The sequence below is a fragment of the Brevibacillus gelatini genome (assembly GCF_050920745.1).
Taxonomy (GTDB): Bacteria; Bacillota; Bacilli; order Brevibacillales; family Brevibacillaceae; genus Brevibacillus; species Brevibacillus gelatini.
This window is the reverse complement of record NZ_CP154342.1, coordinates 4,270,324-4,290,628: the sequence shown is the minus strand read 5'-3', so window position 1 is coordinate 4,290,628 and position 20,305 is coordinate 4,270,324. Positions and strand designations below refer to the sequence as shown.

20 protein-coding genes are annotated in these 20,305 nt (G+C 49.4%); 11 read left to right on the top strand and 9 right to left on the bottom strand.

What is annotated here, in order from left to right; genetic code table 11:
• Positions 1 to 47: 47 nt before the first annotated feature.
• The 5 genes from AAFJ72_RS20615 to AAFJ72_RS20595 form a co-directional block, all read right to left on the bottom strand.
• Positions 48 to 1,280, bottom strand: a complete 1,233-nt coding sequence (locus AAFJ72_RS20615) for an IS110 family transposase (protein ID WP_005833250.1) — start codon at positions 1,278 to 1,280, stop codon at positions 48 to 50.
• 290 nt (positions 1,281 to 1,570) lie between these two features.
• On the bottom strand, positions 1,571 to 2,617 hold the full coding sequence (locus tag AAFJ72_RS20610) for a GrpB family protein (RefSeq protein ID WP_025846879.1): 1,047 nt from the start codon (positions 2,615 to 2,617) through the stop codon (positions 1,571 to 1,573).
• Between the two features lie 87 nt (positions 2,618 to 2,704).
• Positions 2,705 to 2,992, bottom strand: a complete 288-nt coding sequence (locus AAFJ72_RS20605; RefSeq protein ID WP_432775515.1) for a hypothetical protein — start codon at positions 2,990 to 2,992, stop codon at positions 2,705 to 2,707.
• 31 nt (positions 2,993 to 3,023) lie between these two features.
• Complete coding sequence (locus AAFJ72_RS20600; RefSeq protein ID WP_025845287.1) at positions 3,024 to 4,169, bottom strand: IS4 family transposase; 1,146 nt, start codon at positions 4,167 to 4,169, stop codon at positions 3,024 to 3,026.
• Positions 4,170 to 4,301: 132 nt separating this feature from the next.
• A complete protein-coding gene (locus AAFJ72_RS20595; RefSeq protein WP_432775514.1) occupies positions 4,302 to 4,790 on the bottom strand; it encodes a hypothetical protein in 489 nt (162 codons plus the stop codon).
• Between the two features lie 466 nt (positions 4,791 to 5,256).
• Here AAFJ72_RS20595 and AAFJ72_RS20590 point away from each other — a divergent pair, with 466 nt between their 5' ends.
• The 7 genes from AAFJ72_RS20590 (at position 5,257) to AAFJ72_RS20560 (ending at position 12,987) form a co-directional block, all read left to right on the top strand.
• Positions 5,257 to 5,565 (top strand): PepSY domain-containing protein, encoded by a 309-nt coding sequence (locus tag AAFJ72_RS20590; protein WP_122905539.1) that lies wholly within the window; start codon positions 5,257 to 5,259, stop codon positions 5,563 to 5,565.
• A 195-nt stretch (positions 5,566 to 5,760) separates the two neighbouring features.
• Entirely contained in the window at positions 5,761 to 7,194 is a 1,434-nt protein-coding gene (locus AAFJ72_RS20585) for a PTS mannitol transporter subunit IICB (protein ID WP_122905538.1), read from the top strand.
• Between the two features lie 64 nt (positions 7,195 to 7,258).
• Positions 7,259 to 9,367 (top strand): BglG family transcription antiterminator, encoded by a 2,109-nt coding sequence (locus AAFJ72_RS20580; RefSeq protein ID WP_432775512.1) that lies wholly within the window; start codon positions 7,259 to 7,261, stop codon positions 9,365 to 9,367.
• Positions 9,364 to 9,798 (top strand): PTS sugar transporter subunit IIA, encoded by a 435-nt coding sequence (locus AAFJ72_RS20575; protein WP_122905536.1) that lies wholly within the window; start codon positions 9,364 to 9,366, stop codon positions 9,796 to 9,798. Before AAFJ72_RS20580 ends, AAFJ72_RS20575 begins: the two co-directional genes overlap by 4 nt.
• Before the next feature lie 6 nt (positions 9,799 to 9,804).
• Entirely contained in the window at positions 9,805 to 10,965 is a 1,161-nt protein-coding gene (locus tag AAFJ72_RS20570) for a mannitol-1-phosphate 5-dehydrogenase (protein ID WP_432775511.1), read from the top strand.
• A gap of 19 nt (positions 10,966 to 10,984) precedes the next feature.
• Complete coding sequence (ptsP, locus tag AAFJ72_RS20565) at positions 10,985 to 12,712, top strand: phosphoenolpyruvate--protein phosphotransferase (protein WP_122905572.1); 1,728 nt, start codon at positions 10,985 to 10,987, stop codon at positions 12,710 to 12,712.
• 14 nt (positions 12,713 to 12,726) lie between these two features.
• Positions 12,727 to 12,987: an HPr family phosphocarrier protein gene (locus AAFJ72_RS20560; protein ID WP_122905534.1), complete on the top strand. Its 261-nt coding sequence runs from the start codon at positions 12,727 to 12,729 to the stop codon at positions 12,985 to 12,987.
• A 152-nt stretch (positions 12,988 to 13,139) separates the two neighbouring features.
• Here AAFJ72_RS20560 and AAFJ72_RS20555 read toward each other — a convergent pair whose 3' ends face one another.
• The 4 genes from AAFJ72_RS20555 to AAFJ72_RS20540 form a co-directional block, all read right to left on the bottom strand.
• Positions 13,140 to 13,433, bottom strand: a complete 294-nt coding sequence (locus AAFJ72_RS20555; RefSeq protein WP_246005821.1) for an aspartyl-phosphate phosphatase Spo0E family protein — start codon at positions 13,431 to 13,433, stop codon at positions 13,140 to 13,142.
• Between the two features lie 135 nt (positions 13,434 to 13,568).
• Positions 13,569 to 13,703 (bottom strand): hypothetical protein, encoded by a 135-nt coding sequence (locus tag AAFJ72_RS20550; RefSeq protein ID WP_281274241.1) that lies wholly within the window; start codon positions 13,701 to 13,703, stop codon positions 13,569 to 13,571.
• On the bottom strand, positions 13,700 to 15,058 hold the full coding sequence (locus tag AAFJ72_RS20545) for a helix-turn-helix domain-containing protein (protein ID WP_432775509.1): 1,359 nt from the start codon (positions 15,056 to 15,058) through the stop codon (positions 13,700 to 13,702). The genes AAFJ72_RS20550 and AAFJ72_RS20545 overlap by 4 nt, the downstream gene beginning before the upstream one ends.
• A gap of 267 nt (positions 15,059 to 15,325) precedes the next feature.
• Complete coding sequence (locus AAFJ72_RS20540) at positions 15,326 to 16,369, bottom strand: YeiH family protein (RefSeq protein WP_432775508.1); 1,044 nt, start codon at positions 16,367 to 16,369, stop codon at positions 15,326 to 15,328.
• A 131-nt stretch (positions 16,370 to 16,500) separates the two neighbouring features.
• Here AAFJ72_RS20540 and AAFJ72_RS20535 point away from each other — a divergent pair, with 131 nt between their 5' ends.
• From AAFJ72_RS20535 to AAFJ72_RS20520, 4 genes are all read left to right on the top strand, one after another.
• Positions 16,501 to 17,397 carry a LysR family transcriptional regulator gene (locus tag AAFJ72_RS20535; protein WP_432775507.1) on the top strand — a complete coding sequence of 299 codons (897 nt, stop codon included), beginning with the start codon at positions 16,501 to 16,503 and terminating at the stop codon, positions 17,395 to 17,397.
• A gap of 226 nt (positions 17,398 to 17,623) precedes the next feature.
• Complete coding sequence (eutL, locus tag AAFJ72_RS20530; RefSeq protein WP_432775506.1) at positions 17,624 to 18,274, top strand: ethanolamine utilization microcompartment protein EutL; 651 nt, start codon at positions 17,624 to 17,626, stop codon at positions 18,272 to 18,274.
• Between the two features lie 35 nt (positions 18,275 to 18,309).
• Positions 18,310 to 18,801 (top strand): BMC domain-containing protein, encoded by a 492-nt coding sequence (locus tag AAFJ72_RS20525; protein WP_122905528.1) that lies wholly within the window; start codon positions 18,310 to 18,312, stop codon positions 18,799 to 18,801.
• Positions 18,801 to 20,294 carry an acetaldehyde dehydrogenase (acetylating) gene (locus AAFJ72_RS20520; RefSeq protein ID WP_432775505.1) on the top strand — a complete coding sequence of 498 codons (1,494 nt, stop codon included), beginning with the start codon at positions 18,801 to 18,803 and terminating at the stop codon, positions 20,292 to 20,294. The genes AAFJ72_RS20525 and AAFJ72_RS20520 overlap by 1 nt, the downstream gene beginning before the upstream one ends.
• Positions 20,295 to 20,305 lie beyond the last annotated feature (11 nt).

The following is a 20,305-nucleotide window of genomic DNA, read 5'->3' as shown; positions in this document are numbered from 1 at the left end:
GACGGACTACAGTTGGTTGCTAGATATATCCAAAATATGGTATTTACTTACACGACCTCAGTTGGTTCAATCATTACCTTGAACCCTTGTGATTCAATTCTCTTGATCCAATAATCAACAACTCGATCCTGATCTTGTAAGTAATCCCATCCAAACTCTTGATACGTTATGTTATTTTTCAACATGTGATATATAATACGTAATATGAGGTGAGCCGTGGCCATCGTAGCTTTTTTCTGGCCTCTTCGTTTCTGGATGCGATAAAAAAACGAAGCGAGCCGAGTGCCTTTCGATTTACTCGCGGCCCAAGCTGCCTGGCAAAGTACGGCTTTCAAGCTCCTGTTTCCCTTCGTGGTTCGGGAGCTTTTTTTCTTGCCCGCACTTTCGTTGTTCCCTGGACTTAAACCTCCCCATGATGAGAGATGGGCATCCGATGGAAAACAAGACATATCGTATCCGATTTCTGCTAGGATGACCGCCGCCGCATCCTTTTGAATCCCCGGAACGGTGATGAGTTGTTCAACAATGTCCAAATGAGGACTGAGGAGCCTGTCGATTTCTTTTTCGATTTCCCTAATTTGTTCTTCGAGATACCTCAAGTGATCGAGGTGCATCCCGATTATTTTTCGATGATGAGCTCGAACTCGACCATTCAAAGCCTCTATAAGTTGCGGAACTTTTCTTTTCAGTGATGTTTTGACTAGATCTTTTACTTGGTCTGGACTTAGCACCTCACCGTTCACAATCGATTCGAGTAAGGCTCTTCCGGATACACCGAATACATCACTCACATATGTTGTCAGCTTGATGTTGGCATCCTGCAAAATCTTGTGGATTCTGTTTTTTTCCGCCGTAGCATCACCGAGCAGCTTTCTCCGATAACGAGTGTAATCGCGTAAATCTCGAATATTTTCGGGCGGAACAAAGCTGGGAGTGATCAGCCCACAGCGGAGTAATTGAGCAATCCAAGCTGCATCTTTTACATCCGTTTTTCGACCTGGAACATTCTTGATTCTCTTAGCGTTGGCGAGTACCAATGTAAAGCTCCCTTCAAGAACGTTCCATACCGGTTTCCAGTATACTCCTGTGCTTTCCATTGCAATGTGCGTACATTCGTATTGATGGAGCCAATCGTGAAGTTCAAGGAGTCCTTTGGTAGTGGTAGAAAAAGTCTTGGTTTCTTGTTTCGGTTTTCTGTCCAAAGGACCATACATAACACATGCTACCACCGTCTCTTGGTGTACATCGAGTCCAGCACATCGTTCTAATATTGCATCCATTCCCATCACTTCCTTTGTAGAAAATGATGCAGGCCATGCACCCGAAGCAAAGTATTTTTATACACGTACTCATGGTAACAATCGGCGGTGCTCGTAGGTGCAGTCGGCCGGTTTGAGACTCGGGGTTATTGCCACCAAAAAAGTATCGGCCTGTGACCTGCTAATTTTATTATGAAATCAGCAGGTTCACAGGCCAAGTACATTTTCATTCAATGTGGTGGCTGTCAGGCCATGGTAGTTTGAGACGGCCCCTTTTTACGTTTCCATTGAAGCCTGTATGGAATGGGTTGTTATCCATTATGTTTTAGTATACTCGTAATAAATTGATTTTTTTGCGTTTGATATTTTGCATAGCTAATATTACTAGCACTAATTTTCATTTCATTAAATTGTTTGGCTAATTGATCGTTTGAATTAATCAGATCTCTAAAATTTAATACAGACTCCCAAAATGAACTATTTATTGTGGTGATAAAGACATTATAATAGACCTCTTTGGGTGTAGCTTTTGTTAAGTAGAATATAGGCATTGGGCCTGGGAAATCTTCTGTACTGAAGTAGTCATGTTTCAGGTCGTCATAAACCATTTCTGCTGATAGGGATGTTTGAGTTCCAATGAGTATGTCAACAATTGGGCGAGAAGATACAGCTTGCATAGTAGTGCTTCCAATATGTTGAATTACTACACCCGGTTCAGTAATGATACTTTCCAAATATTCCCGTTCCTTATCAAACATTTTCATCCAATCGGTAGAATAATTGTATAAGAGGTCATTTACCTTTAGATTGCTTTGAGGATAATGGTAATACTTTTCGACAGGAGAAAAATTTTTCATATTGCCTTTTAAGCAGTTAATGAATTGGATGACATCATCGTAGGAATCGGTGCGCAATTGTTCTTTAATTCTACCAAAGAACAGGCTGGAACCATCAATTACTGCATGAATAAATTCTTCCTGGGAAGGAATAAAAGCTCGGTGAGTAATCTCTTGATTAGCAGTAACTGTTAAGCATAATGCATTCTCAGAGAGTGATTCCACAATGATTCTTTTATTAATCGAACCGATTAGCTTACTACCGTATCCAAATTTAATAAGTTTTTCAACGATCTCAAGTAATGTAATCCATAAGGCATCGACCCAGCCGTATAGTTGGGAGTTCAAAATTAGAGTATTGTCACATTTCATCAAAATGAAGCCTCTAATACCCACCCTTATATCGTTAATAAGGGTAAGCTCATCAGAATCAATATCAAAAAAGAATGTCCCAAGTTCATTTTCCGGTGGGAATCTGTCAAATTTTTTATCCGGATATTTGAGATAGGAAATTACCTCCATTAATATCCCCCCTATACAATCCAACAAGGAGGAGAATTGACTTTTCCTCCTTGTTATCATTTAGATCAAAAATCTTTTATTTCTTTGCTATTCAATTTTCGCAATGTTCCAGCCATCTGGATAGAAGGTGATTACCTTACCACCTTTTATTACAAGTTTATATTTTCTACCGTCACTACCAATAACACTAAATGCTTGTTCACCATTCTTAAATCCATCCTGAGAAATTTTACTTTTATATTTTTTCATTAGCGTTGCATAAAAAATGAATCCATCTATTGTCAAATTATTCTGAATGACATTTTCAACTTCACAACCAAAAACGAGAACAGCCAAGCAAAAGGTAGCCACTATCCATTTGGCAGTTTTATACATTTATTACAACATCGACAACAACAAACAACACTTACTTCCTTTTCTGTCGCCCTCTGGATGTTCGTTTGGATTGGTAATCCATTCTGCCTATCCATTGTTCAAAGGTCTGCCAGAGAAACACTTTGAGCCATCTACTGATTTGCAGCAGACTGTGCTGACTGTTTCTTTCCAGCTTTACAAGAAGCAACAAGCAGTAAGCAATGAGAGCGAGAAAAACTTGATTCCAGACCGCATTTTCACTTGTTCCATAGAACGTCTTGATCTTTGCGTGTTGTTTCATCCATTTGAAAAACAGTTCTATTTGCCAGCGCCAACGGTAGATGTCGCTCAATTCTTCTGCTTCTAAGTCGAACCTATTGGTGATGATTCGAATACGATTTCCTTTCGAATCATGCGTTTCAATCAGTCGTAACACATTATCCACCCGTTTTTGTGGCGTTCCAAGAAGGATCATGGAGTCGGATAAAACGGAGCTTTCTGGTGGTACTTTGAAAGTATACAAATGACGAGTTTCCGCGTTATCCTTGAGACGTGAAGCAAAAAAGATGCCCTGATCGGTATACTCATCGAACTTTTCATAATCCACGTACCCTCGATCAAAGACGTACATGGCTCCGATCTCATCAATCAGCGACTCCATTTGGGTGCGGTCATTGGATTTGGCACAAGTTAGGGAAATCTTTTCAGGATAGACATCCTCCTGGCTTGCGAAAACGAGACGAAGATGAATTTTGATTCCTGCCTTTGTTTCGCGAAAGGTTGCCCACTTATACTTTTGCAAACATAATCCAATTGTAGTGGAATCAATGATCTTTATGTGTTTTCGAAGAGAGCAGGCTTTTCCAGAAACGCGTTGAATTTGCTGGACAAGGTCGACAAAAACTTCTTCAAGCAAAGCAGGTTCTACCCGATTGTTTTTTCGACTAAGCTGTGCGGGGCTGATCGATGACAGTCCTAATTCTTGCTGAAATTTCTTTGATAGAACATCGTCAGCAATGGCTCGAAGCCCTTCGCGTTGCTGAAGTTGGGCATGTAAAAATAGGAGAAGATACGCTTTTGTCGTCAGCTTCTTCACGTACTTGTCTTGATCCGTTTCGTCAATTCGTTGTTGAAGTTTCATAATATTGATGGGTGCAACCCATTTACCAAATGAAGAAAATAGGGTATTCTTGTCCATGAGCTATCCTTTGCGTTGGATTTGGACAGGAACTACCTGACCTTTCCAGTGTAAAGGATTTTTTTGTTCCCTAGACAACCAAATACCAAAGATTATGTGTATTTTGAATGATGGGAAAAGATTAATGCAACGCTAGTGATATTTTTTAATTACATAATCTAATTCGTTTACAATATCTTCAACATCGGTTCCTACATCAAAGTAACTATTGGTCCCATCATCTAGCCAAACATGAAAGTATTTAGGAACATGTCTTGCCAATATATGTTCTAAACCATACTCATCATCGTCTCCACATTCTAAGACTACTTCTTTTCCAGTACCCACCTTCCATGTCATTAGGTCTCTATATTTTCCATAAAAGTAAAGATCAAAATGTTCTGCAATCGCATTTTCTATAGTAGATTCCCTTACTTTATCGGTGATTTTCTTGCCTCCATAATATAGAGCGGCTGCTTCAGCAAGAATTACAAACACAAGAGGAACAGCTCTTGCTTCAATTTTCTCCTCCCTGTTTTTAGAAATCTTTTCCGAAGCATTTGATAAAGAAGGTGAAATGCTGGTAAATAAAACAGTTACTGCTAAAATAGAACTGATAATTTTTTTGGTAAAGGATTTCAACGCAAGACACTCCTTTTTAGTTTGTTGCAAACAAAACTTGCATGCTTAACCCGAAAATTCACTTTTTACAAGATGCAAATCTATTTACTGAGTCATTCCTCCTTTCAAGATAAATACAAATGAGTATTAAATTGTTAATATTTTCATCTGAAAAATTTTATGGTAAAAAATAGGAAAAATCAACTCTAGTATGAATCCTTTCACAAAATCATCAAAATCGTGCTTAATACGAGTTCGGATAACTTCAAGATAACTATTCAACTTCTATTGTTATGTTTGCAGAAGTGCAAATGCCTGGCTTTGAAAATCCAAAGCTGGACAAGCCAATCCTTCTTGTGGAGTGAACGAGTATCACTTTGTAAAGCTTAGAGTGATGAACAGAGGCTTTCACTTGCATGTAACCGAGCAGATTGGTCAGACTACTGAATGATTTGTTATGCGATACATCAAAGGAGGAAGCCCATCCATGAAAACCCCAATCCCCTGGACCGCAGCAGTCGCGCTGGCAGTGGCACTCGGAGCGGCAATACCTGCGCCGATTCACGCAGTAAACACCCAGGCAGCAGCAGTAGAGCCGATGCGTATTACGCAGGAGCAGGCAAGGCAAATCGCCCTGCAGCAAGTGCAAGGCCGCGTGCTGCACGCGGAGCTGGACACGGAAAACGGCGTGCTTGTGTACGAGTTCATCATTTTGACCGACCAGAACCAGGTGTACGAAGTAGAGGTCAATGCGGAAACGGGAAAAGTAATGAAGGTGGAAAGAGAAGATTTTTAAGGAGAAGAGACTTCGGCTTTGGGGGCTGGAGTCTTTTTTATGTGTGCCGGTTATTAAGTTTTGGCAACAATGAGAACGACAAATTCGCGCTTTGATTTTGTTGTGACGCTTATGTAAACGCTTTATATTTGAGGTGTGCACATTATTAATTTAATCTTGTCAACAATTTATAGAGAGGGTAAAGGAGGGTCCAGTATGGAGAACTTGGCGACAAAGAATCAAGCTTCCGGCAGTTTGCGAGTCTCGGTACAAAAGTTTGGGCGGTTTCTCAGTGCAATGGTAATGCCGAATATCGGTGCGTTTATCGCCTGGGGATTGATTACGGCGCTGTTTATCCCGACAGGCTGGCTGCCTAACGAGAATCTGGCCAAGCTGGTCGGCCCGATGATTACGTATCTGTTGCCGCTTCTGATCGGATACACGGGCGGAAAAATGATTCACGATGTGCGCGGTGGTGTCGTAGGTGCTGTCGCAACAATGGGGGTCGTAGTCGGATCAGACATCCCGATGTTTTTAGGGGCCATGATTATGGGTCCTCTGGGCGGTTGGGTCATCAAAAAAGTGGACCAACTGTTCGAAGGCAAGGTTCGTTCCGGTTTTGAAATGTTGGTTAACAACTTTTCGGCAGGAATTATCGGCGGTCTGCTCACGCTGCTTGCTTTCCTGGCGATTGGTCCGGTCGTAACCGGGCTGAGCAAGGCGCTCGCGTCCGGTGTACAGGTTATCGTCGATGCAGGATTGTTGCCGCTTGCCAGCATTTTGGTCGAGCCGGCGAAGATGCTGTTCTTGAACAACGCGATTAACCATGGTATTTTCAGCCCGATTGGACTGGAAGAGTCGGCGAGGACAGGGCAATCTATCTTTTTCCTGCTGGAGACAAACCCGGGGCCAGGTTTGGGAATCCTACTGGCATACTGGCTGGCAGGGCGCGGCAACGCCAAGCAGTCGGCGCCAGGTGCGGTTATCATTCACTTCTTCGGCGGTATTCATGAGATTTACTTCCCGTACATTTTGATGAATCCGCGCCTTGTTTTGGCAGTAATCGGCGGCGGTATGGCAGGGGTCTTCACCTTCACGCTGCTCGGAGCAGGGTTGGTGGCACCGCCATCGCCAGGTAGCATTTTCGCTCTCAGTGCAATGGCTCCGCGGGGCGGTTTGCTGCCAGTGTTGGCAGGGGTTGTTGCAGCGACAGTCGTTTCCTTCGTCATCGCGGCTGCCTTGCTGAAAATGAGCAGTAAGTCCGATGAGGATGAGTTGGACAAAGCAACGGAGAAAATGCAGGAGCTGAAAGGCAAAAAGCAGCCGGTAGCAGGAGCAGATGAAGTAGCAGCAGCGAAAGCAGTGATTGCTGCGAATGTGAAAAAAGTAGTCTTTTCTTGCGACGCTGGCATGGGCTCCAGCGCAATGGGGGCTGCATCCCTGCGCAAAAAGTTCAAGGATGCCGGACTTGGCGAGATCACGGTTATCAACACTGCGATCAACGACATTCCTGATGATGCCGACATCGTCATTACGCACAAGTCGCTGACAGAAAGAGCGCGGGCAAAAGCACCGTCTGCCGAGCATATTTCCATTGATAACTTCTTGAATAGTCCGGAGTATGACAAGTTGGTCAAACGGCTGGGATAAAAAGGGAGCAACGCTAGTGAAAGCTAGCGTTTTCCCTCTTTGGCGTTAAGGAGGGAGCAAGGGCATGCATGTATCCTCACGGCAGCGATCAATCATGGAAATTTTATTGCAAGAGGAAAAGGGCATTACTGTAGCGCAGATTGCCGAGCGAATCGGCGTGAGTACCCGAACGGTTCACAGGGAACTGGACGCCCTCGCCCCGCTGTTTGCCGAAAGCGGCCTGGAGCTGGTGCGCAAGACGGGGGCCGGGGTGGAGGTTGCGGGGACAGCCGAGCAGAAGCTCGCGCTGAAAATGTCTGTCTTGCACCAGACGACGACGGAGTTTACCGCTGAGGAACGCAAGGCGATCATCCTCTGCTCCCTGCTGGCAGCCACTGAGCCAGTCAAGCTGATTTCACTGGCGATTGATCTGAAGGTGACGACCGCTACGATCAGCCACGATCTGGATGATCTGGAGGAAATGCTCGGCCGCTACGACCTGACCCTCTTGCGAAAGCGGGGATACGGGGTCGAGCTGCAGGGAAATGAAGCCTCCAAAAGAAGAGCGATCAGTCGCTTGATGGCCGAGTATCTCGATGACCATGAGCTGATCGGCATTATCAAGGAAAACATTCAAAACAAGACAACGCGGGACATGGATTCGATTTCCCGGCGGCTTTTGTCGCTGATTGACCGGGAAAAGCTGATGAAGGTGGAAAATGCCCTGAGCCATCTCGAAGCCGAGCTGCCGTATCCGCTCGCGGACAGCGCCTATATCGGCCTGGTCGCGCATTTGGCACTGGCGATGGAGCGGATTGAAAAAGGGGAAAAAATTCGCTTTGATGAGCATACGTTCGGCGAACTGGCCGGCACCCCTGAATACATCGTGGCGGAAAACATCATGGAGCGACTGCAGCACATTTTTCAAATGGAGATTCCGCCTGATGAAATCGGCTATATTACGATGCATTTGCGCGGAGCAAAGCTGCGGCATTCCCCCGAGGACGCCGTCTGGATGGAGAATACCGAACTGGCTGCCTTGACGGCACGGTTCATTGCCCTGTGTGAAGAGCGTCTCGGGCTTTCACTGCGGGAGGATACGTCCTTGTATCACGGCCTGCTGACGCATCTGGAGCCGGCGCTGTACAGGCTCAGGCGCCAGATGGAGATCCACAATCCGATTCTCGGCCAGATCAAGCAAAACTACCCGGAGCTGTTTACGGTAGCGAAGGAGGCGGTAGCTGTCCTCCTGCCGGAACTGCAAGTGCCGGAGGAAGAGGTTGGCTATCTGGTCATGCATTTGGGGGCAGCGCTGGAGAGGGGGCAGATGGAGCATCAGCGCTATCGGGCCTTGGTCGTCTGCTCCAGCGGTATTGGCTCCTCGAAAATTTTGGCGATGCGCATTAAAAAAGAAATACCCGAGATCGTCAGCTTGCGGAATTTGTCCATGTTCGATCTGGGCAACGTGCCGCAGAGCGACTACGATCTGATTATTTCCACCCTGCCGCTGGCGCTCGACCCGGCAGAATACGTTGTCGTCAGCCCGCTGTTGCCGCAGGACGACATTCAAAAAATCAAGTTTCATCTGCACAACCGTCCCATTCAGGTGGGGGCGGCGAAAAAGGAAAGCAAACTCATGCTGCCTGGCAGACAGTCGCAGGAACGGCTGAAGGCGATGCAGCTCTATGCCACTTACGCCAATCAAATTCTCGATGGTTTATGGGGACAGCATATCAGTAACAGCCAGCGCGATATACCGGCTCTTTTGCGGGACATTTGCACAGAGTTGGAAAAAAAGGAAACCGTCCTGGGGACGGAAGCTGTCGTCGAGCAATTGATCGCTCGCGAAAAGCTTGGCGGGCTGGGGATACCCGGCACGTCGATGGCACTGTTCCACGGCAGAAACGAGGCGGTGAAGAAAGCGTCGTTTACGTTTCACCGTCTGGAGCAGCCCGTGTCGCTTTGCTCAATGGACGAAGAGGAAATGCAGGTTGATTTGCTGCTGCTTCTGCTGGGGCCAAAGGAAGTGCCCAAGGAAGGGCTGGAGGTGCTCAGCGAGGTCAGCTCACTATTGATCGAGGAAGACATGCAGAACTTGTTGAAGACTGGAGAACCACAGCATATTGCTGATTATATAGCAGGCAGGCTATATGCCTTTTGCCAGCAAAAGACAGGATGGGAGAGCACAAAATGAAAAACATACTGACCACAGAGAAAATCAAACTGAATGCAAAGGCAGCGAACAAGGAAGAAGCAATCAGACTGGCAGGCGAGCTGCTGGTTCAAGCCGGACACGTGACCGCTCAATACGTGGAAAAAATGCTGGAGCGCGAGGAACTGGCGACCACCTACATTGGCAGCGGCGTAGCGATCCCGCATGGCACGAACGAAGCGAAGGCAGAGATCCGCTCAACGGGAATCTCGGTTGTGCAGGTGCCGGATGGCGTCGATTTTGGCGAAGGGAATACGGCCTATCTTCTGGTCGGAATTGCGGCAGTAGGCGACGAGCATCTGGAGGTTCTGTCCAATATCGCGATCCTTTGCGCGGAGGAAGAAAACGTGAAGCGGATCGTCCAGGCTGCCACAGCAGAAGAAATCCTGGCGATGTTCACCGAGGAGGTGTAATCGCGCATGCTGGCAGTCCATTTCGGAGCAGGCAATATCGGGCGGGGCTTTATCGGCCAACTGTTGAGTCAGGCAGGCTACGAGGTTGTGTTTGTCGATGTGAACACAGCACTGGTCGACGAGTTGAACGAGCGAAAAATGTATCACGTCCAATTGGCAACAGCAGGAAATCCCCAGTCGGTCGTAGAAGGAGTACGTGCGATTCATGGGCAAGATGTTGAAGCTGTCGCTTCGGCCATTGCTACCGCTGATCTGGTGACTACGGCTGTCGGGCCAAACGTGCTTGGACCGATATCGGGAGCGATTGCGGCAGGCATTGCGAAGCGATTGGCAGACAATCCGCGTCCACTCAATGTAATCGCCTGCGAAAACATGATTGGCGGAAGCGCCAAGCTGAAAGAGCACGTCTTTGCCCGGCTTTCGGAAGAACTGCGGGCGGAAGCGGCCAAGCTGATCGGGTTTCCGAATGCAGCAGTAGACCGCATAGTGCCGATCCAGCAGCACGAAGACAAGCTGCTGGTTACGGTAGAGCCGTTTTTCGAGTGGGCTGTGGATCGTTCGCAAATGGTTGGAGACGTCCCGCAGATTGAAGGCGTCACCTATGTGGACGATTTGGCTCCGTATATCGAGAGAAAGCTGTTTACTGTCAATACCGGCCATGCCGTGATTGCTTACCTTGGCTATCAGTTGGGAATGAAAACGATTGATGAGGCCATGCAAAACGAGAAGGTGGCCAAGGCTGTGCGCGGTGCCTTGCAAGAGACAGGGGCTCTGCTGGTAGCCAAGTACGGCTTTGACGAGCATTCGCATGCACAGTATATCGAGAAAATTTTGGCGCGCTTCGCAAACCCGTTGCTTTCGGACGATGTCGTTCGGGTAGGGCGTTCGCCGCTTCGCAAGCTGTCCCGCCACGATCGACTGGTGGGCCCGGCTGTGGAATGCATGGAGAGAGGAATCAATCCCGAGCATTTGGGGCTGGCGATTGCCGCAGCGCTGTTGTTTGACTCGCCAGAGGACGAGGAAGCGGTGCGCATCCAGTCAGACTTGAAACAATTCGGGTGGGAATATGTGTTGCGCAACAGCACGGGCATTCCGGCAGATCATCCGCTGGAGGAAGTGGTGCGCAGGCAAGCACGGCTGATGCAAGAGTGGACAAGTATCAAGTAAGGAAAGGTCGGTGCAGGGAATGTCCCAAAAAATCGTAGGGGTAAAAGCTTCCGCAGGGGTAGCCATCGGCAAGGCGTTTTTGCTGACCGCTCCTGAGATGGAAATCAAGACGGTAGCGGTAGAGGATGCAGCCAGTGAGGTGCTTCGTTTTGAGGAAGCGCTGGAACGGGCGAAGGCAGACCTGCAGCAAATTGTACTGCGCGTGGAAAAAGAGATGGGGGCGGAGCAGGCCGACATTTTCAGAGCCCACCTGATGGTCTTGGAGGACCCTGAGCTTGTCGATACCGTAAAAGGCAAGATTACAGAGGAAAAGACGAACGCGGAAAGCGCTCTAAACGATGTAGCGCAGATGTTTATCAGCTTGTTCGAACAGATGGACAACGATTACATGCGCGAGCGGGCGGCCGATATTCGCGACGTGACGAAACGTGTCCTGGCGTATTTGCTTGGAGTGAACTTTTTTCAACCTGGCTCTTTGACAGAGGAAGTCATCATCGTGGCGGAGGATTTGACTCCTTCGGACACCGCGCAGCTTGATCGCCGCTATGTAAAAGGCTTCGTGACCGACATTGGCGGACGCACCTCGCACTCTGCGATCATGGCGCGTTCTCTGGAGATTCCGGCTGTGGTCGGGACGCAGACGATCACGAGTGCGGTTACGCCGTCTACACTCGTTATTTTGGACGGGCATGAGGGTGTGGTCATTCTCGACCCGAGCGAGGAAGAGATTGCGTTCTATACAAAAAAACAGGCGGAGTACGCCGAGCAAAAAGCCGAGCTGGAAAAGCTGGTTCACGTTCCAACCATCACGGCGGATCAGCATCACGTAGAACTGGCGGCCAATATCGGAAGCCCGGCCGATGTGGCAGGGGCGCTCGCCAATGGCGCAGAAGGGGTCGGCCTTTTCCGCACCGAATTTTTATATATGGGAAGAGATGACTTCCCGACAGAAGAAGAGCAGTACCTGGCCTACAAACAGGTGCTTGAGAGCATGGGCGAAAAGCCTGTTGTCATCCGCACGCTGGACATCGGCGGCGACAAGCATCTCTCCTATCTGGACATGCCGGAGGAAATGAACCCGTTCCTTGGCTATCGCGCGATCCGGCTGTGTCTCGACAGACAGGAGCTGTTCCGCACGCAGTTGCGTGCCTTGCTTCGGGCGAGCGCGCACGGCAATCTGAAAATCATGTTTCCGATGATCGCGACGCTGGAGGAGTTCCTTGAGGCGAAAGCGATCCTGGAAGAAGAGAAGAAGGGCTTGCAAAACAGCGGAGTCGCTGTATCCGAGCGCATCGAAGTGGGTATCATGATTGAGATCCCTGCTGCTGCCATGATGGCAGATGTATTCGCCCAGGAAGTGGACTTTTTCAGCATCGGAACCAATGACCTGATTCAATATACAATGGCAGCGGATCGCATGAACGAGCGGGTAGCCTACCTGTATCAGCCGTACCACCCTGCGGTTCTGCGGCTTTTGCGCAACGTCATCGAAGCTGGCCACAGCCAAGGCAAATGGGTAGGCATGTGCGGAGAAATGGCGGGCGATCCTGTCGCCATCCCGATTCTTTTGGGACTCGGCCTCGACGAGTTCAGCATGAGTGCGAGCAGCATTTTGCCCGCACGCAAGCAGATTAGCCAGTTGAGCCGGGCGGAAATGGCACAGCATATCGATGCGATTTTGCAGATGGGCACATCCGCACAGGTAGAAGCGTATGTCAAAGAGACAATCTTGAAAGAAGACATCTAAGGAGGGACAACAGGATGGTAGAGAAGAAAATTGTAGTCCAACTGCCGCACGGCTTGCATGCGAGACCGGCAGCCAATTTTGTGAAAGTGGCCACGTCCTTTGCCAGTGAAATCAAGCTTGTCAAAAAGGACAAGACAGTCAACGGAAAGAGCATCATGGGAATCATGGCTTCGGCGATTGCCAAAGGGGAAGAAATTACCCTGATTGCCGATGGCGTGGATGAGAACGAAGCGGTTGCTGCGCTGGAAAAAGTGCTGCTGTCGCAGGAAGGATAAATTTCGGCAAAAACCTCCTCTGGGCAGGAGGTTTTTTCTTTAGGGAAAAGTTCTTTGCGGGCTGGCACTACCCCGAAAGGACTGGTGAGGGACCGCGCAAGTTCTCGCCGCTGAACATTCGGCAACCGGATTGTGGACAGCCCCTCTAAACCTCAAATGATCGACTTCGCATTCATTCTGCTTTGGAACTGGACAATATATTCGTCCAGGCGTTGGCTCAGCTCGATCACTTCTACGTTGTCAAAACCTTTTTCTTGAACAAGTTCTACTAACTGTCTTCGCAATTCTTCTATCTTGTTAAATACATCAGCTTCGTTATATCGGTTTTTATCCAATCGGATCGTACACTTGCCTTCGCGGGCAAGCGGTTCCCTATTTGTGAAGGGCATTCCTTTTGGTGGAGGATTGCCCCATTCTACTTTTTTCACGGCGATAAAACGACTCACACCTTCCTTTTTATGTAATATAAGGGCATTCCTACTATACAAGACTATCCCAAAAATTCACCTTTGAAAAAATAGGGAATAGAAAAAGCCAGTACCGTTGCCGATACTGGCTTTTCACTGTAGTAGCCTCTTTTTTTATCCTTCCATTCCATGTGTATTCGCTTGCACATTTGGTATTTTCTTACCAGTTATGACTTCATTGGGCGCCACAACGCCGATGCATAAACCTACAATTAGCATGAGTGATAACGACAATGCTTTGAGCTTCATTCTGATAACCTCCTTAATAATTTATGGTAAACTCGTTCATGTTGCTCTGTTGCATGATGTCGGAGTTCCCAAAACAATGCAGCACACCTTTTAAAAGCCTGATGATCCTTTAATCTGTCAGCTAGATTCAAGCAACATAGTATTTCTTTGAGGGCTTGATTAATACGTCCTTTCTTTAACTCGTATTCAGCTTTATAATAACAAAAATTGATAAATCTTGTAATATTAACTTGATCCTGATGTTCACAAAATCGACGCATTTCTTTGGAATACCGTTCCAGTACATGATCGATGTCAATGTCGTATTTACAGGCCGCTTCCATGACGGTTAAAAGCCCGGCTCGCAGCTCGTCCGGATTCTTTTCTAAAAAGTCCAAATACTCGTCCAAGATATGGGTTTGTCCCAACAGCAAATCGCAAGTATACAGATTAGCTTTTGCCCAAAGCTTGAATCTCTCAACCTCTCTTCGCCCAACATCATCCAGGAGTTCAAACCAGTCAAGATCAGCATAGCCCTGGATATACTTTTTCGCTTCTTCGTATAGCCCCTGCATTTGCAGCGCGACGCCTTTGGCGAGAAAACCTTGTCCATAGTACACAACCAAATGCCGTTCCGTTTTTAACGGTTCAAAGGGCTTTCCACTTTTTCGTTTCCGCAGTTCCTCTTGATACACTCTCATAGCCAGTGCTCTTAACTCATCTGCGTACTTTTCTACTTCTTTCCATTTCTGCAACATGAAACACGCTTTTCTTAAATGCAAGAGGCCGTCCAGTTGGTAACTTTCTGGCAGTCGGTTTCGATAAGGTTCAAACCGGATAACAGCCTTCCAGTTTTCTTCGGCATCTATTCCTTGTAATGCCCGAAACAACCGATACTGGCTGATTGCAAAACGGTCTGTGTGGCAGTCCTTCTCATTTTCAATTACCAGGTTATAAAAAGGCACAGACTCTTTGTGTTTTCCGCTTTCAAACAGTTGTTCCGCCACTGAAAAAAGGATATCGACATTTTTTCGATGTTCCAGCAACCTGGAAACCGTCTGTTGGATACAATCATGCAAGCCGATTTCGGCGCACCGGATCAGGTACGGAATCACGCGCGGCCGCGATACCCTTTCATTGACGAAGCACTCTTCTGTATACAATTCATATAGCCACCCCGGAGGCTTTCCAAAAGTTTTGGCCAAGGCGTCTAGTTGTCCGATTGTCATCGGTCGGTTATTTCGGATAATATCACTAAGGTGTCCCTGATTAATTCCAGACAATTCACTGAGCTTGAGCAGCGTATAGGAATTTTGCTTTTGATGCTTTTCTATTTCTGACCGCAACGACTGTTGCAATGTCTCTTGCAGCCTCATAAAAAACACTCCCCTAATCCCTGGAAGGGTACATTTTTTAAAAAAATTCACACTAAAAATTTTTTTCTTATTAAATTTTGCTTATTTTAACATATTGTCCATTTAAAGGTAAAGGATTCAATGTAAGTACTTAATAACCGATCACTCAGCATATAGACGCTACCAGGGTAGATGTTCACACTGTTATCAACATATGGGGATAAGCTTTGTTCTTATCCACAAAAAAACGCCTGGCTGCGTCACCAGGCAATGATCGCTTTTCCACAGTCAGATCAACAGGTAGGAGAGTACAGACAACAGGAGCGAGGTAATGGACATGGCAATCAGCGGCTTTGCCGCTTTTGTGCGCAGGGCACGCAGGTTGACGTTCAGTCCGAGGCCGACCATCGCCATGGTGAGCACGAAGGTGGTCAATTGCGCCACGACTGTGTGGAAGGCGGCGGAGACGGGAAGTTGCTTGCCGAGCACATAGCTTCCGAACAGGCTCATGCCCAGGAAGCCGAGCAAAAACCAGGGAAACGCGATTTTCGTTTCACCTTGCACACTGCCGCTTCGCTTCATCCAGAACATCAGGAGAAAACAGAGCGGGACCAGCAGGAGCACGCGCCCCAATTTGGCTAACAGGCCCACCGCCAGGCCGTCCTGCCCGGCAGGCGCGGCCGCGAGTGCGACATGGGCGATTTCATGCAGGCTGATACCCGACCACATGCCGTAAGCGACGGCAGACACAGGCAGAAATGGGCGCAGGACAGTGTAGGCAATCGCGAAAATGGTGCCGACAAGCGCGATGATGCCTACACCAATGGCGGTATCCTCGTCTTTGGCCCGTATGATCGGCGAGACGGCGGCGATGGCCGCTGCCCCACATACGCCCGTTCCGACACCGAGCAGGAGCGAGAGCGAGGTGTCGGCTTTCAGCCATTTGGCGATGAGCATGGTGAGCGCAATGGAAAAGACGATTACTCCTGCGTCGTAGACAAGCAGCCCCAGTCCTTGATGCAAAACGATGTCCACATTCAGCTTCAGTCCGTACAAAATGATGGCGAGCCGAAGCAGTTGTTTCGCGGAAAATTGAATCCCTGACCGAAGCGGTTCCGGGTATCCCCAAAACTGGCGATAGGCGACGGCAATCAGAATGGCACAGGCCAACGGTCCGACCCGGTCAAAGGCGGGAAGGCAAGCCAGGCCGTAACCCAGTAGCGCGATGGCAAAGGTGAAGGCGATGCCGCCGAGCCACAGGGAGGAAGGGACAGGCGTCTTTTTTTGTTTACTGTCGTTCAATGGCACGCTTTCATGCAGCGGAGGAGCCATTGCGATCACTCCTCGATCAGATTTTGACAACCAAAGCATAAAGCAATGCTTACAATAAGGAAAATAAATCATTACAATAATGATAATAAGTTAATGTGTATAGTAGGCAGGAGATCAGGAGGGGGTAGCGGATGGATCAGCAACTGCGTGTATTTGTTACGGTCGCAGACAGGCAAAATTTTTCGCGGGCCGCCGAGGAACTGCACATGACGCAGCCTGCCGTCAGCCAGTACATTCTCTCGCTGGAGCGAACAATCGGGACGAAGCTGCTGGAGCGCAGCAACAAATACGTCAGGTTGACCAAGGCGGGAGAAATCGTCTATCATCACGCCCGGGAAATTTTGGGGCTGTACACGCGCATGCAGAACCTGGTCGACGACTTGATGAATTCGCCGAGCGGGTATTTGACGATTGGCGCCAGCTACACGTATGGAGAGTATGTGCTGCCTCACGTAATCGCGCGGCTGCGCAAGGACTATCCCCGCATTACGCCGACGATTACGATCCACAATTCCACGGTCATTGCCGATCTGGTGGCGACCAGGCAACTGGATGTGGGGATTGTGGAGGGAGAGTACGTGAACGAAAAAATGTGCGTCGAGCCGTTTGCCGACGATCGCATGTACGTGATCGCCTCCCCCAGGCATCCGCTGGCGGGCAAGGAGAAGGTTGCGGTCAGCGAACTGTTGCAGGAGACGTGGATTGTGCGGGAGGAAGGCTCCGGGACGCGGGAGGCGGCGGAAAAAATGTTTCGTCAGCTCCACTTCCAGCCGCAGAAGCGAATGGAGTTTGGCAGCACACAGGTGATTAAGGAATCGGTAGAAGCGGGGCTCGGGATCAGTCTGTTGTCCTATTGGGCGATTCGCAAAGAGCGCCAGTTGGGTACGCTCTGTACCTTGAAAGTAGTGGGCACGCCCGTGACGCGTGATTTTTCGCTGGTGACGAAATCGAACGAGTTCCAGACGAGAGCGTTGGAAATTTTCATGGATCTCATTCGCTCGCATGTACCGGAAGGATCGCATGTCTAATAGAATCTGGAAAAGTGACTAAACACCGAAAACGCTTGCATTTTTCCTTGCCTTGTCATACATTAGAAGCAGGAAGAAGATCGCCTCAATTGGCGCGAATCTTACCCAAAACAAGTGAATAGACAAAAGGCAAAGGTGCCCTTGAACACGAGTCTTGTTCTTTCGTGTTTAGGCACCTTTTTTTGCGCTTTGAAAAGGGAAGTTGTCTGAAAGGAGTGTGACACGCATGGAAAAACCAATTCGAGCGACGCCGCTTGCGATCCGATTGATTCCCAACGTCGATCGGCAATTTGCGGAAAAGCTGAACCTGCCTTCCCATATCCGCAGTGTGGGGATGCTGACATCCACCATTGACGATGTGGGCTATACGGCCATCGATGAAGCGACAAAAAAGGCAGCTGTGGAAGTGATTTACGCCAAGTCGTTTTATGCAGGCTCCGGGCATGCTTCCGGTCCGTTGTCCGGCGAGTTCATCGGGATGATCGGAGGAGCGACGCCATCGGAGGTGCAGAGTGGTATCGATGCAGCCGTTGCCTTCATGGAAAGCGGAGCATGCTTTTATTCGTTGAATGAAGAGGGGACGCATGCGTATTACGCACATGTCGTGTCGCGGACGGGCAGCTACTTGTCTGGGCTCGCCGGCATCAGGGAAGGGGAGCCGCTCGCCTATCTGATCGCTCCGCCGCTTGAGGCCATGTACGGGATAGATGCCGCCCTCAAGGCAGCAGATGTACAGATGGTGCAGTTTTTTGGCCCGCCCACGGAAACAAACTTCGGGGGAGCGCTCCTTACAGGAAGCCAATCGGCATGCACCGCAGCAGCCGCTGCCTTTGCCGACGCAGTAAGAAGCGTCGCCCAACAGCCAGTCAAACGATAATAGGGATTTTCCCTCTGTGAAGGGGAGGAAAAGAAATGCGCGCTCATGCATACTCACTGGGCATGATCGAGACGCTGGGCTTGCCCGCTCTCATCGCGGCCGCCGATGCTGCTGCCAAAGCGGCAGACGTCAAGGTCGTTACCTATGAAGGCGCGGATGCAGGGATTGTGACCGTATACGTCATCGGGGATGTTTCTTCGGTTCAGGCGGCCGTAGACGCTGGCGCTGACGCAGCAAGACGCGTCGGACGATTGCTGCACTCCCACGTAATTCCGCGTCCTGATGAAAATGTTCCAAAAATGATTAAAAAGCTGATGAGTTCGGAAGCGAAGGAAGAAGCCAAGCCACAGCCTGCACAGGCAAAGGCGGAGCCGTCGCTGGCAGAGCAGTCGATCAACGATCTGCGCAAGCTGGCCCGCTCGATTGCGGATTTCCCGCTTTCGACCAATGACATCAATACGGCGAAAAAAGAAGACCTGATTCGCCTGATTGAAGAAAAGCAAAAAGGCGGAGGTGACAAAGCATAATGACACTGGACGCTGATCTGTATTCCATTCAGGAAGTGCGCACGTACCTCGCACAGGCGAAGGAAGCGCAGGCCAAGCTTGCCACTTACACCCAGGAGCAGATTGACCGGATCATCGCAGCCATGTCCAAGGCGGGCGTGGAGAATGCCGAGCGATTGGCGGCTCTGGCGGTTGAAGAGACAGGCTTTGGAAACGTTCCAGACAAACGGATGAAAAACTTGTTCGCTTCCCAGGATGTGTATGCTTCCATCAAAGATGTGAAGACCGTTGGCATCATTCGCAAGGACGAAGTGAACAAGGTGTGGGAAGTGGCGCAGCCAGTCGGGATCGTGGCAGGTATCGTGCCGTCGACCAACCCGACATCGACCGTTATTTTCAAGTCGATGATCGCGCTCAAGGCGCGCAACGCAATCGTCTTCAGCCCGCACCCGTCGGCAGCCAAATGTACGCTGGAGGCAGCGCGGCTGATGGCACAGGCGGCTGTGCAGGCCGGAGCGCCGGAAGGCTTGATCCATTGCGTCAGCAAGCCTACGCTCCCGGCTACAAACGAGCTGATGAAGCACAAGCTGACCAACGTGATTCTCGCAACAGGCGGTACACCAATGGTGCGGGCCGCGTACAGCTCCGGCAAGCCTGCTTACGGTGTCGGACCCGGAAACGTTCCGGTCTACATCCACCACAGCGCTGACTTCGCTGCCGCTGCCAAGCGCATCGTGCAGAGCAAGACCTTTGACTACGGTACCATCTGCGCCTCCGAGCAGGCACTGGTGGTCGAGGAATCGGTCAAGCATCAGATGATTGCCGCCTTGAAGCGCGAAGGAGCGTACTTCCTGGACGACAACGAGAAGGCAAAAGTGGCCGCCATCATCATGGTAAACGGCTCACTCAACGCCAAAATCGTCGGTCGCTCCCCGCACGTCATCGCGCAAATGGCAGGCATCTCGATTCCGGCCGATACGCGCGTACTGGTGGCGGAAGAGACGGGCGTAGGCAAAGAGTATCCGCTGTCTGTCGAAAAGCTGGCACCGATTCTCGCGCTCTACACCGTTCAAGGAGACAACGAGGCGTTTGCCCGTTGCCGCGAGCTGCTTTCGCATGGCGGATTGGGCCACACCGCCGGGATTCACGCACAGGATGAGAACATCATCGCATCCTACGGCCAGGCGATGCCGGCTTCCCGCATCCCGGTCAATACCGGAACAACCTTCGGGGGCATCGGGGCCACGACTGGCGTGCAGCCGTCCTTTACGCTCGGCTGCGGTTCTTTCGGGAACAACATCACATCCGACAACATCGGTCCAAAACATCTTTTCAACATCAAGCGCGTCGCTTTCGGCGTAAGAGAAATGCCTGAGTCTGCACCAGTCCAGGCTGCGCCGGCAGCAAAGGCAGAGGAAGCAGTCATGCAAGCTGTCTCGTCGCTGAATGTCGGCCTGAGCCGCGAAGAGATCAAAAACATCATCAAGTCCGTTTTAACGGAAATGACGTCGTAAGTCGTAAATAA